This window comes from Rodentibacter caecimuris (assembly GCF_001019715.1).
In the GTDB taxonomy this organism is placed as follows: Bacteria; Pseudomonadota; Gammaproteobacteria; order Enterobacterales; family Pasteurellaceae; genus Rodentibacter; species Rodentibacter caecimuris.
The window spans coordinates 591,493-604,843 of record NZ_BBXJ01000001.1 but is presented as its reverse complement, the minus strand read 5'-3'; the positions used below and the strand labels follow the sequence as shown (position 1 = coordinate 604,843).

Annotated in this window: 9 protein-coding genes; 6 read left to right on the top strand and 3 right to left on the bottom strand. The window is 39.1% G+C overall.

The window, feature by feature from the left end; translation table 11 throughout:
• Positions 1-73: 73 nt before the first annotated feature.
• Positions 74-2,539 carry a glycogen/starch/alpha-glucan phosphorylase gene (locus tag PNEUHYL_RS02915; protein ID WP_059365775.1) on the top strand — a complete coding sequence of 822 codons (2,466 nt, stop codon included), beginning with the start codon at positions 74-76 and terminating at the stop codon, positions 2,537-2,539.
• A 76-nt stretch (positions 2,540-2,615) separates the two neighbouring features.
• On the opposite strand, the gene PNEUHYL_RS02910 is transcribed toward PNEUHYL_RS02915, so the two are convergent.
• The 3 genes from PNEUHYL_RS02910 to gap form a co-directional block, all read right to left on the bottom strand.
• Positions 2,616-4,418: an AMP-dependent synthetase/ligase gene (locus tag PNEUHYL_RS02910; protein WP_059365774.1), complete on the bottom strand. Its 1,803-nt coding sequence runs from the start codon at positions 4,416-4,418 to the stop codon at positions 2,616-2,618.
• A gap of 289 nt (positions 4,419-4,707) precedes the next feature.
• On the bottom strand, positions 4,708-6,435 hold the full coding sequence (gene ltrA / locus PNEUHYL_RS02905; RefSeq protein ID WP_059365773.1) for a group II intron reverse transcriptase/maturase: 1,728 nt from the start codon (positions 6,433-6,435) through the stop codon (positions 4,708-4,710).
• Between the two features lie 1,582 nt (positions 6,436-8,017).
• Positions 8,018-9,037 (bottom strand): type I glyceraldehyde-3-phosphate dehydrogenase, encoded by a 1,020-nt coding sequence (gene gap, locus PNEUHYL_RS02895; RefSeq protein WP_059365772.1) that lies wholly within the window; start codon positions 9,035-9,037, stop codon positions 8,018-8,020.
• A gap of 363 nt (positions 9,038-9,400) precedes the next feature.
• Here gap and PNEUHYL_RS02890 point away from each other — a divergent pair, with 363 nt between their 5' ends.
• The 5 genes from PNEUHYL_RS02890 to spoT all read left to right on the top strand — a co-directional run bounded on the left by PNEUHYL_RS02890 (position 9,401) and on the right by spoT (position 13,345).
• Positions 9,401-9,742, top strand: coding sequence for a hypothetical protein (locus PNEUHYL_RS02890; RefSeq protein ID WP_059365771.1), 342 nt, complete (start codon positions 9,401-9,403; stop codon positions 9,740-9,742).
• A gap of 80 nt (positions 9,743-9,822) precedes the next feature.
• Positions 9,823-10,176: a transferrin-binding protein-like solute binding protein gene (locus PNEUHYL_RS02885; RefSeq protein WP_059365770.1), complete on the top strand. Its 354-nt coding sequence runs from the start codon at positions 9,823-9,825 to the stop codon at positions 10,174-10,176.
• A 20-nt stretch (positions 10,177-10,196) separates the two neighbouring features.
• The gene (gmk, locus tag PNEUHYL_RS02880; RefSeq protein WP_059365769.1) at positions 10,197-10,835 is read left to right on the top strand and encodes a guanylate kinase; all 639 of its coding nucleotides are present in this window, start codon (positions 10,197-10,199) and stop codon (positions 10,833-10,835) included.
• Between the two features lie 54 nt (positions 10,836-10,889).
• A complete protein-coding gene (gene rpoZ, locus PNEUHYL_RS02875; RefSeq protein WP_059365768.1) occupies positions 10,890-11,156 on the top strand; it encodes a DNA-directed RNA polymerase subunit omega in 267 nt (88 codons plus the stop codon).
• Between the two features lie 77 nt (positions 11,157-11,233).
• Positions 11,234-13,345 carry a bifunctional GTP diphosphokinase/guanosine-3',5'-bis pyrophosphate 3'-pyrophosphohydrolase gene (gene spoT / locus PNEUHYL_RS02870; protein ID WP_059365767.1) on the top strand — a complete coding sequence of 704 codons (2,112 nt, stop codon included), beginning with the start codon at positions 11,234-11,236 and terminating at the stop codon, positions 13,343-13,345.
• The last annotated feature ends 6 nt before the right edge of the window (positions 13,346-13,351 follow it).

Below are 13,351 nucleotides of genomic sequence, written 5' to 3'. Positions count from 1 at the left end.
TTGGTTCACGATGGAATTTTATATTGTTTAGCTATCTCTCCTGTTTCTCATTTTTTAATAGAGGTTTATTACCATGATAATGGATAATTTTGATTCTCCATTTCTTTATAATCGTCCTAAATTGGATGTTCAAGCACTAAAAAAATCCATCGTTTATAAATTAATTTTTTCTATCGGCCGCTCACCGCGGGAAGCAAGTAAACGGGATTGGTTAAATGCAACCTTATATGCGGTACGGGATCTTGTTACCGAAGGTTGGATTACCGCTGCACGTCAAGCTCGTACTGAAGGTGCTCGGCGCGTTCATTATCTTTCAATGGAGTTTTTAATCGGACGAACACTGTCTAATGCTCTGATTGCAGAAGAAGTCTATGATTTAACGAAAGAAGCGTTAAGTGAGCTTAATGTCGATTTAGAAGACATTATTGCAAAAGAAGTAGATCCGGGGTTAGGAAATGGCGGTTTAGGCCGTTTGGCTGCGTGCTTTATGGATTCTATCGCTACGCTTGGTTTGCCGGGAATGGGATATGGGATTCGTTATGAATACGGTATGTTCCGTCAAAAAATCGAAGACGGTCAGCAAGTAGAACGCCCTGACGCGTGGTTGGAAAAGGGGGCTCCGTGGGAGTTTTTACGTTTGTCCAAGCGTTTCCATGTTGCCTTTGGCGGCAACATCCATTTTGAGGGGGGAAAATGTATCTGGAATCCACAGGAAAAAGTCACCGCACTTGCTTATGATCAAATGATTCCGGGTTATAAAAATGATTCGGCAGCGACTTTACGCTTGTGGTCGGCTCATGGCGGTGAAATGTTTAATCTTGCGGAATTTAATCGTGGAGAACATTTGGCTGCGGTAGAGGCTCGTGCTTCCAGCCGAAATTTATCACGGGTTCTTTATCCTGATGATTCCACATGGAATGGGCGGGAGTTACGTTTACGTCAGGAATATTTTTTGGTGTCGGCGTCTCTACAAGACATTATTCGACGTCATAAGCGTGTTCACAATAGCCTTGAAAATTTAGCCGATAAAGTAGCGATTCACTTAAACGATACGCATCCAGCCTTAGCGATTCCGGAATTAATGCGGATGTTAGTTGATGAGGAAGGCTTTGAGTGGGAAAACGCCTGGGATATGACATGCCGTATTTTCTCTTACACTTGTCATACACTCATGTCAGAAGCGCTAGAAACTTGGCCGGTTGAGATGATGGCGAAAGTCTTGCCACGTCATTTACAAATGATTTTTGACATTAATGACCACTTCTTAGAATACGTGCGGACTTACATTACAACGGATAATGAGTTTATTCGTCGCGTATCACTGATTGAGGAAGGTTATCAACGCAAAGTACGTATGGGATGGTTATCCGTAGTCGGTTCACACAAAGTAAACGGCGTGGCGGCAATCCATTCCGATTTGATGGTGAAATCCACTTTCGCTGATTTTGCACGTATTTATCCGGAACGCTTTACTAATGTGACGAACGGTATTACGCCTCGCCGTTGGTTGGCTGTGGCAAACCCTCAATTAGCCGCGTTATTTGATCAATATATCGGTCAGGAATGGCGTTGTGATTTAAGCCAAATCAAAAAATTAGAAACCGTAGCGCATGAAAAGGCGTTTAAAGAAACGATTGCAGATATTAAATATGCCAATAAAGTTAAACTTGCCGATTATGTGAAACGGGAACTCGGTATTGAATTGAACCCTAAAGCTTTATTTGATGTACAGGTAAAACGTATTCACGAATACAAACGCCAAATATTGAATGTGTTACATATCATCGCCCGTTACAATGCGATGATTGCTAACCCTGAAAAAAATTGGCAACCGCGCGTATTTATCTTAGCGGGTAAAGCAGCCTCGGCTTACTACGCGGCAAAACAGACGATTCATCTTATCAATGATGTAGCCAAAATCATCAATAATGATGAACGCTTACAAGGGCGTTTAAAAGTAGTGTTTATTCCGAATTATAGTGTGAGTTTGGCACAACTTATCATTCCTGCGGCGGATATTTCCGAACAGATTTCCCTTGCGGGTACTGAGGCTTCGGGAACCAGTAATATGAAATTCGCGCTCAACGGCGCATTAACACTCGGAACCTTAGATGGTGCGAATGTGGAAATTTTGGATAATGTCGGCGAAGATCACATTTTTATTTTTGGTAATATGGTAGCACAAGTAGAGCAGCTTCGTCGTGATGGTTATCATCCGTTTGATTATTATCAAAATGATGTGGAATTACGCACGGTGGTTGAGCAGATTATTGCCGGGGTGTTTTCACCGGAGGAGCCGCAACGCTATTTACCACTATTGCAGGGATTACAATATTATGATTACTACCAAGTGTTTGCCGATTTCCGTAGTTATGTAGAGGCACAAAAATTGGTGGATGAAAAATACAAACATCGCGACCAATGGATTGAAAGCACCATCCAAAATATCATTAACATGGGATTTTTCTCATCAGATCGGACGATTTTGGAGTATGCAAAAAATATCTGGAAAATTGAGCCGCTTAATAAAACCAACTAAATAAAAATCCCCGTAAGGGGATTTTTTCTTTCGTTTACATAAAAAGTGCGGTTAAAATTGACCGCACTTTTCTTGTTTATGTCTCATTATTTTGCTTATACATCGCCTCAATCTGATTGCGATAACGCTCCATAATGACCTTACGTTTTAATTTCAACGTTGGTGTAATTTCCCCCAATTTAATACTAAAAGCTTGAGAGAGTAAGGTGAATTTTTTGACCTGTTCAAAATGAGCCAACTCTTTTTGTACCGTATTAATACGTTGTTCAAACATCTTCAAAATGTCAGAATTTTTAATCAATTCCATCCGATCTTTATATTTGATATTCAGTTGTTTGGCGTATTCTTCCAAACTATCAAAACACGGCACAATGAGAGCTGAGACATATTTCTTGGCATCGGCAACGATAGCAATTTGTTCGATGAATTTATCTTTACCGATTTTACTTTCAATATATTGTGGGGCGATATATTTCCCGTTAGAGGTTTTCATTAATTCTTTAATACGATCGGTAATAAAAAGGTTACCCTTTTCATCAAACTTGCCGGCATCGCCGGTTTTTAGGAAACCGTCTTCTGTAAAGGCTTGAGCGGTTTCTTCCGGTTTTTTGTAATAACCTTTCATTACCATGTCGCCACGCACCAGAATTTCGTTATTTTCACCAATTTTGACTTCTGCTTTCGGCATTAAAGTGCCAATAGAATTAGGGTTGAATTGATTATCCTGCCAACATGAAACAGTGGCGGTAGTTTCTGTCATCCCGTAACCAAGTTTAACGTTAATACCAATGCTATGAAAAAACAGCCCGATAGCCGGTTCTAATTTTGCACCGCCACAAGGCATCATTTTAATTCTTCCACCTAATAGACGGCGAAGTTTGGATAAGACGAGCTTATCTGCAAGTACATATTGTTTTTTTAGTAAAAAATGAATCGGTTTTTTTTCTGTTATCAATGTGAAATATTTTTGTCCGACAGCGATCGCCCAGTGAAAAAGAATCTGGCGAAATTTAGGCGCCTTTTGTACTTTATCTAATACGGCTGCGTAAATTTTTTCGTAAAAACGCGGTACGGCACACATGAGTGTTGGACGAATCTCGGCTAAAACCGACCGCACTTGGTTTGTGTCCTCCAAGTAACAAAGCATTGCACCACGATGAAGAATATAAGCCGCCCATGCCCGCTCGAAAATATGTGAGAAAGGCAAGAATGAGAGAGAAATATCCTGTGGTGTGACGTGAAGTGTAAGATCGTGCGCTTTTAATTGATGAGCAAGATTTGAATAATCCAACATCACGCCTTTTGGTTCACCTGTTGTTCCTGAGGTGTAGATAATGGTGAATAAGTCGTCCATTCGTTTATCATGCAAACGTCGATTTAATTCGGTTTGATGGTCCATTGTGCCTAGCTCAATAAATTGCTCCCAAGAACAAGAAAGAGTGCTGGGCTGAAGTTTGATACTAGGTTTCATCGCCACGATTTTTTGTAATTGAGGACAGAGTGAAGCAATGTCTAAGGCGTGGTCATATTGTTCTTGATCGCCTACGAATAGAATTTTGACATCGCCATGATTTAGTACAAATTCAGCCTGTTGTGCCGTGTTGGTTGCATAAATAGGAACTGTCACAGCGCGAATTTGTAATGCTGCAATGTCGGCAACCGTCCAACGTGGCATATTATGGGCAAAAATTGCAATTTTATCTTGTACTTGAATACCGCAAGCAAGTAATGCACGAGAAAGTTGGTTTAGCTGATTTTGGAATGCTATCCAAGTGATGTCTTTCCAAATGCCGTTTTCTTTATGGCGAAGTGCGGTCGTATTTCCCCGTGTTTTTACTTGTTGTTCAATACGATGAATAAAATGAAGATTGAGATTCATATTAACCTTATTTAGTTTAATGTTAATTGAGCTAACAATTGTGCGCTAATATAAGGTTAAATGAAAAGAAAAGCCAGATAAATCTTTAATATTTTTGATGATTTTGAGTGAACTTTTGTTCAATTTGTGAGGGGCGTAATATTATTGAAGATAAAAAAACCGCTCCGAAGAGCGGTTAGTCTGTGAGCTATTTTAAATCGGGTAGCCAAGTTGTATTACTACAACTTAGCCCCCTAAGAACTGTACAGGCAAATTTCTCTGCATACAGCTCAAGCCTTTCTATTAACTGCTACGCAGTCGGTTTCGCAACGTTCAAATTCAGGCGATGAATTTGTTGGTGACACTCAGGATGTACTAAACATCTGTTATTTAGTGAATCTGTTCCACCATACATTTTGTAAATTATATGATGATCGTGCCAGCCGCTTTCTTTCGTTATTGACGTATTACACAATGCACATTTTCCTTTCTGCTCTTTGTAAAGAGCTTGCCATTGCTGTCTGTGTGATTGTTCATCATACATTCTGGCTTGAGCAAGGTTTTCTCCATACATTTCCCATTCAGGTAAAAATGGTTTGTATTGTGATTTTATCTTTCTGTGTCGCTTAATTTTCACATATCCACAATAGAGTAAATCTATTGGGATTTGTTCTCCTTTATTGCTGTTGGTGACTGTGCCGAAAATCCAATTCCGAGTTGCATTTGAATAAAAGTATTTCTCTTTAATCCAAATTTTTCCTTTGTTTGGATGTCTTCGTCTGCACCAACGCCATAAGGCTTTCCAAATTAAACTATCCATTCGGTTAAATATCACTTTAGCCACAACGTGTTTATGATAGTTTGTCCAACCTCTTATCATTGGATTTAATACTTTTATTAGGTCATCTTGTTTCGCCATTTTCATTTTTGAAATTGATTGTTTTACCTTGTCATAAAATGCTTTTGCATTTTTCTTACTTGGTTTAATAATCAATTTTTTATCAAAACGTTTAACAGTCCAACCTAAAAAGTCAAATCCGTGTTCGATATGCACTACCTTGGTTTTACTTTCCGATAAGGAAAGTCCTCTTTCTGCAAGAAAGTTTTTCACCATAGGGATAACTTGTTCTTCCAGTAATTCTTTTGATATACCTGAAATAATAAAGTCATCTGCATACCTAACGAGGTAGGTCCGATGTTTTGCTATTTTAAGACTATTCTTTGCACCAAAGTGCTTGATTAGCTCTTTTTCTAACCCATCTAACGCCATATTTGCCAACGTTGGAGAGATAATACCACCTTGCGGTGTCCCCTCCGTTGTTGGTTTTAGTTGACCGAACTCAACAACACCTGATTTTAACCATTTCTTGAGTATTCGCTTATTCATTGGAATATGCTTGAGTAGCCAGTCGTGGTTAATAAAATCAAAACAACCATGTATATCTGCATCCAGTACCCATTCTGCCATTTGACGAGATTGGTTTCCTTTTGTTGAAAATATACTATGTATATGTGATATAGCATCTGCCGTTGAACGGTTTAATCTAAATCCATACGAATTATTGTCTGCTGTTGTTTCTGCTATGGGTTGCAATGCTAGTAAATACAACATTTGCATTGCTCTATCTTTCATCGTGGGTATGCCTAATGGACGTTTCTTCCCATTTGACTTTGGAATGAAAACCCGTCTTAATGGTTTAGGTTGATACCCTTTACTTGATAGATCTTGTATAGCAATCCATTTGGATTCAGGTGTATCCCAAATCCGTTTATCAATACCAGCGGTTCGTTTGCCTGTATTTTCCGTCACCCGTCGTACTGCTAATGCTTTTGCATAAAACGAGTGGGTAAGCATTCGTTGTAAGTTTTTAACCTTACGCCAATTGCTTTCCTGTGTTGCCTTCGCAATCCGCACCTGCATTCCTTTCACATATCGGTTTGCTTTATACCAATTGATATAATGCCATTGCGATATATGTGAGGTCGCTGGAGCTAGACTGCTTACTAATTTCTTAGTATGATGAGTTTGCTCTTTCATACTTACCTCCGTTGAGAGATAAGTTTTCTTGGTAAATTAATAGTTCCTCTTTCTGTTTGGACACTTCAAGAGCTGCTATGATTACCAATAAACTTACACTCTTGAATCACTAAGGATAAAGAGTGCGTGCGTTGGTTTTATTTGATTGGTTTTCAATCTGCAAGCCAACGCTCGCTTTTATCCCGTCAAACTTTAAAGGAATTTGTCAGACATCTTGCGATGAAAGACCGGTTAGAAGTCTGCACCCTTTCGGGTTAGGTCATATTTCATACCCTATTTGCACCATTACAGTACAACCTTCGCTTTCTCTAACTTCTTTTACCTACACCACCAACAGCATTGCTTACGCGTTGCCTGCCATTTTTCAGGCGGAGATATAGGCTTACCAAGTTCCATTATTACTACATGGATAGGGAAGATATAGTCTTTTTTCCCGACAGTGTTTATGATGACGTATCCCAAGGCTAAAATGAGATAACCCACTGCATACCTTTTGGTTCAAGCCGATAGCGACCGTAGGCTTGTTCTACATAACGAGAATTACGACTATTCACTTACGTTTATCTTTCTATCCAACCTAGTCCCTCAACCCAGTGGTCGTTTCGAGTCTCTTATTAATACTTCACAGTATTAATAACCTTATCGGGGGTACATTGTCAGGAAGCTCCGCACAAAATCGTTGCCAATTATGCACTATCCCTAGGTTACTGTTAGTCATATAACAGGTTACACTCATTTATTTCTTCGCAACTGCATATATCAACGTTGAAACAAATTGTAACAATAGTAATAACAGCTTACTCATACTTAACTAAGTTGTTACCTAATACAGCAATAAATAAGCCCTTGCTGGTTTACTTTAAAACTTACTTTATCCATTAAACAAATGTTTAATAGTACTTTGTTTACGTTTAATCCTCTAATAGGAAATAACTAACCTTTAACAAATAAAAGCTCATTTGTTAGTAATGATTATTTCAATGAAAGGGAATTTGGGTAAATTTAGACCGAGAAGTAGCCGTGCTGTTCCGCAAGCCATTCACGGGCAACTATTACTTTCAAGTTGCTGAGGGTGTTTCTTAATAAAAGAATATCCCGAAGTACAGTAAATAAAGATAAGTGTAAAGGTGGCAACCAAATAGAAGAAATTCCACTTTCTTATACTCGAACCGTCTCAGATTGCTACGGTATCTTTCGGACTTTATTTATAGTAGGGTTGAATAATCATTCTTTATGGACGATATGACGTTTTGGATTTGACCCAAGTCACTCTATAAATAGGCGACTAACGGTAGTCCTATCTTTCGATAACAGATCTTGCTTGCTTACTCCTCTTAATATTTATCTAAATATTAAGTACATAAAAGTGAAGACCATACCTTATTACCGCATAAAGTTGGAGATATTCTTACCAACTTAGAACTAGATCTTGAGCAACGCTCCTTTTCTAGTCTGCTACCCAAACTCTTCCCGAGAAGATCTGAATAGTCAAGAGAAAGCTACATTATATAGCTTTCTCTTAATTGAGTTAAATCCTTGATATATAAGGACTTAACCCCAGTAAGCACGACACTTGTCGCACTTAGCCTTTGTAGTTGTAAACGTGTGCGACTAAGTCTAACACTTTGTTTGAATAACCGGTTTCGTTGTCGTACCAAGATACAAGTTTAACGAAAGAATCGGTTAATGCGATACCCGCATCAGCGTCAAATACAGAAGTTAATGCACAGCCGTTGAAATCGGTAGAAACTACCGCATCTTCGGTGTAACCTAAAACATCTTTTAATTCGCCGTTGAAGGTTTTACCTTCTGCCGCATCTTTGATCGCTTGTTTGATTTGTTCGTACGTTGCTGGTTTTTCTAAATTAACGGTTAAGTCAACTACTGAAACGTTTGGCGTTGGAACACGGAAAGCCATACCGGTTAATTTACCGTTTAATGCCGGTAACACTTTACCTACTGCTTTAGCCGCACCGGTAGAAGAAGGAATGATGTTTTGTGCTGCACCACGACCACCGCGCCAGTCTTTTGCAGAAGGACCGTCAACAGTTTTTTGGGTTGCTGTGGTTGCGTGAACGGTTGTCATTAAACCGTCTTTAATACCAAAGGTTTCGTGAATAACACGTGCTAAAGGTGCTAAACAGTTTGTTGTGCAAGAAGCATTAGAAACGATATCTTGACCAGCGTATGCATTAAAGTTTACACCACGCACGAACATTGGGGTTGCATCTTTAGATGGACCGGTTAATACGACTTTTTTCGCACCGGCAGTGATGTGTTTACGTGCAGTTTCATCTGTTAAGAATAAACCTGTCGCTTCAACAGCGATATCAACACCGATTGCACCCCAGTTTAAGTTTGCCGGATCGCGTTCTGAAGTTACGCGAATAGTTTTACCGTTAACCACTAAGTTACCGTCTTTAACTTCAACAGTGCCATCGAAACGACCGTGAGTTGAGTCGTATTTTAACATGTAAGCCATGTATTCAACATCAATTAAGTCGTTGATACCGACAACTTCAATGTCATCACGTTGTTGTGCTGCACGGAATACGATACGACCGATACGACCAAAGCCATTGATACCAATTTTAATTGCCATAAGATTTTACCTTCTTAGTTAAGTTAAACAAATCGTTGTGTTTAAGAAAAAAGAGTATTCCCTAAAACTTTTGGCAGATTATAGCATGAGCGTTTAGATAAAACTAGAAATCCGATTTTTTTGTGATCTGCATCAAAATTTAGAAATGAAAACTATCACTTTTAGCGATTTTTGAGCGAATGGCGTGTTTACTTTATGTTTCAATAATATTATATTAACCGGCTCAGTAAAAAGCATGTTTCATTTAAGGTAGTGTTTATTTGACACACTTTTTTGAAGAATTTAATGAAGAATGAACCTCATGTGAGGTTTAGCTGGTCTATTTAAATTTCATTTGATTAAAAACAACAAGGAGAATACAAAATGAAAATTTTGTTAAAATGCAGTTTATCCGCGATTTGTTTAGCATTAGTAGTTGGTTGCTCCGGTTCGGGCGATCACAGTGATGCACAACCACAACCACAACCACAACCACAGCCACAACCACAACCACAGCCGCAACCGCAGCCACAACCACAACCGCAGCCGCAACCGCAGCCACAACCACAACCTGAAGCTCCTCAATTATCTAAAAATATTGTTGGTTTTTATAGTAACTATTTGGAGAGTAACGGAATAAAAGAAACCGGTGATAATACGGTGGGGCTGACAACTTTGGTCATTGATGGTCAGTCGCTTGATTTAATAGGTATGTTCAATCTATAGAATATTCACGTTATGGTGGTGATAAATCACCTACTGGTAGTGGTGATTGGGTTTTTTTCTCACAAGGACATGATGTAACTGTGCTACCAACCGGAAAGGCAACATATGAAGGTGGTTTTTTGGGGTTTGCAGGTCTCGGTGAAAATATATCCGGAATTACCCATTTTGATGTGGATTTTGCAAATAAGAAAATAGATGGTCGTTTTGAAAGGAATGTTAAGGTTGGAAACACTCCTTATTTTCGTTTTTCTGGCTCTATCGCAGGCAATAAATTTGAAGGAAAAGGGACTGCGGAGGAGTATCAGGTAGGTTCAAATTTGGATATAAAAGGGCGTTTTTATGGTCCGAACGCTGAAGAACTAGGCGGCATTTATGAATCTGATGCGACCAAGGGGGCGTTTGGTGCGAGTCAAATTAACAAACAAGACAGATAGTCCTAAAATTAGAGGTTTTTATGTCGCAAGGCAATTTGTACATTGTATCCGCTCCTAGTGGAGCGGGAAAATCGTCGCTGCTTACCGCATTGTTGGAAAAAGAGGACAACATGCCGAAAATGATTTCCGTTTCGCATACAACACGCGATCCGAGACCTGGTGAAATTGATGGCGTACATTATTATTTTGTTTCTAAAGAAGAATTTGAATCCTTGATCAAACAAGATTTATTTTTGGAATATGCTACGGTATTCGGTGGGAATTATTATGGCACCTCTTTACCGGCAATTCAGGAAAATCTCGCAAAAGGAATTGACGTTTTTTTAGATATTGATTGGCAAGGCGCACAACAAATTCGTAAAAAAGTGGAAAATGTGAAAAGTATTTTTATTCTTCCTCCTTCGTTACAGGAATTGGAGAGCCGTTTGATTGGTCGCGGTCAAGATAGCGAATCGGTGATTGCGGAACGTATGGCAAAAGCCAAGGATGAAATTTCTCACTATGATGAGTACGATTATGTCATTATCAACGATCATTTTGACCAAGCATTAGCGGATTTACAGAGTATTTTGCGTGCGGAGCGTTTAACAAAACATTATCAACAAACAGAAAATATCGGCTTAATTGATCAGCTACTGGATAAAAAGCATAAGATTTAGTATGATAGCTCTCTTTTATATCCCTTATTTATAGATGAACCGGAGTAATCGAATATGGCACGTGTTACAGTACAAGACGCAGTAGAAAAAATTGGCAACCGTTTTGATTTAATTTTGACCGCAGCACGTCGTGCGAGACAATTGCAATTGCATCAACGTGATCCCTTGGTACCGGAAGATAATGATAAACCGACCGTTATTGCATTGCGTGAGATAGAAAAAGGATTAATCTCTGATGAGATTATGGATGCTCAGGAACATCAAGCTATTACAGCAGTTCAGCATGTAGAAGCAGCTGCAGTGGCATTAATTTCCGAATAATTTCAAAAGTGCGGTTGATTTCAACCGCAGTTTTATTTCAACCATTCATTTAATAATCCGAAAAAGTCAGGTGTCCTTTGGAATTGTTTGCAGATTTAGAACGAATTATTCAAGGGTATTTGCCCGAAGATAAAGTTGAATTAGTCAGACGTGCATTTGTTATAGCAAGAGATGCGCACGAGGGACAGTTTCGTTCAAGTGGTGAACCCTATATTACCCATCCTGTATCAGTGGCTTCCATTATTGCGAAAATGAATCTTGATCATGAAGCAGTGATGGCAGCGTTGTTGCACGATGTTATAGAGGACACACCTTATACGGAAGAAAATCTTAAAAAAGAATTTGGTGCAAGCGTTGCCGATATCGTTGAGGGGGTCTCAAAACTTGACAAGCTAAAATTCCGTACCCGCCAAGAAGCTCAGGTGGAAAATTTTCGCAAAATGATTTTGGCAATGACCCGTGATATTCGAGTAGTATTGATAAAACTTGCAGACCGTACTCACAATATGCGTACGTTGAGGTCACTGCGTCCTGATAAACGCCGTCGTATTGCTAAGGAAACCCTTGAGATTTATTGTCCGCTTGCACATCGTTTAGGTATTGAACATATCAAAAATGAATTAGAGGATTTATCCTTTGAAGCGATGTATCCGTACCGCTATGATGTGTTGAAAAAACTAGTGGAAGTTGCGCGAAATAATCGTCAGGATCTTATTGAACGTATTTCTAATGAAATTAAAGAGCGGTTAGAAAATACGGGAATTTTTGCACGAGTGTGGGGACGAGAAAAACATCTCTATAAGATCTATCAAAAAATGCGTGCAAAAGATCAAGAATTTCACTCTATTATGGATATTTATGCGTTCCGCATTATTGTGAAAAATATTGATGATTGTTATCGCGTGTTAGGTCAAATGCACAACCTATATAAGCCCCGTCCGGGACGTGTAAAAGATTATATCGCCGTACCGAAAGCGAATGGCTACCAGTCTTTACAAACCTCTATGATCGGCCCGCATGGCGTACCGGTAGAAGTTCACATCCATACTGAAGATATGGAACAAGTAGCGGAAATGGGGGTGACGGCATATTGGGTATATAAAGAAAGTGGTAAAAATGACAGCACAACCGCTCAAATTCGCGCTCAACGCTGGTTGCAAAATTTGGTTGAAATTCAACAAAGTGTAGGAAACTCCTTTGAGTTCATTGAAAATGTAAAATCTGAATTTTTCCCAAAAGAAATTTTTGTTTTTACTCCAAAAGGACGTATTGTTGAATTGCCGAAAGGAGCAACTGCGGTAGATTTTGCTTATGCGGTGCATTCTGATATTGGTAATACTTGTGTAGGGGTAATGGTTGAATATAAACCTTATCCGTTATCAAAGGCGTTGGAATCCGGTCAAACGGTGAATGTTCTCACTGACCCGAATGCACATCCTAACACTTCTTGGTTGAATTTTGTTGTAACTGCTCGTGCTAAAACCCGCATACGTCACTATTTAAAACAACGCTGTGAAGATGATGCTGTAAAACTTGGTGAAAGAGAATTAAACGCTGCATTGCAACCGCATCGTTTATCGGATCTTTCTCTACAACAAATTCAAACGGTTTTGGATGAACGAAAACTTTCTTCACTTGATGGATTGTTGCGCGAAATCGGTTTAGGCAATCAACTTGCCTCTGTTATTGCCCATCAATTAGTAGGAGAGTCAATGGAAATTGATGTGGACGGTAATACGGAAAATCATTCAAATACCTTAACAATTGCGCCAGCTTTAATGACTAACATGCAATTTGCCAAATGTTGCCACCCGATTCCGAATGATCCAATTATGGGATGTAGTACTCTGAATCATGGGCTCATTATTCACCACCAACAATGTGAAAATCTTAGAAATGCCCACCAATTAGTCAAAGCTAAATGGGAAAAAATGCAAAGTGCGGTTAATTTTGATGCTGAATTACAAATTGAAATCTTAAATGAAAAGAGTGCTTTGCCAAGTTTAATGACAGCGATCGGAGCAAGCGAAAGCAGCATTCAAAATATTTGGACGGAAGGGCTGGAAAATAATCTATTGCTCGTGATTTTACAAATTAGTGTAAAAGACACAAAACACCTCGCCAATATTTTATATCGCATTAAGAGAATTACCGGTGTGGTGAGTGCAAAGCGTAATATTAATGCCTAGTACATT

Excerpts from the sequence above, each read along its gene's own strand:
- PNEUHYL_RS02915 (WP_059365775.1), top strand. The coding sequence starts at position 74 with ATGATAATGGATAATTTTGATTCTCCATTTCTTTATAATCGTCCTAAA.
- PNEUHYL_RS02910 (WP_059365774.1), bottom strand. The coding sequence starts at position 4,418 with ATGAATCTCAATCTTCATTTTATTCATCGTATTGAACAACAAGTAAAA.
- ltrA (WP_059365773.1), bottom strand. The coding sequence starts at position 6,435 with ATGAAAGAGCAAACTCATCATACTAAGAAATTAGTAAGCAGTCTAGCT.
- gap (WP_059365772.1), bottom strand. The coding sequence starts at position 9,037 with ATGGCAATTAAAATTGGTATCAATGGCTTTGGTCGTATCGGTCGTATC.
- PNEUHYL_RS02890 (WP_059365771.1), top strand. The coding sequence starts at position 9,401 with ATGAAAATTTTGTTAAAATGCAGTTTATCCGCGATTTGTTTAGCATTA.
- gmk (WP_059365769.1), top strand. The coding sequence starts at position 10,197 with ATGTCGCAAGGCAATTTGTACATTGTATCCGCTCCTAGTGGAGCGGGA.
- rpoZ (WP_059365768.1), top strand. The coding sequence starts at position 10,890 with ATGGCACGTGTTACAGTACAAGACGCAGTAGAAAAAATTGGCAACCGT.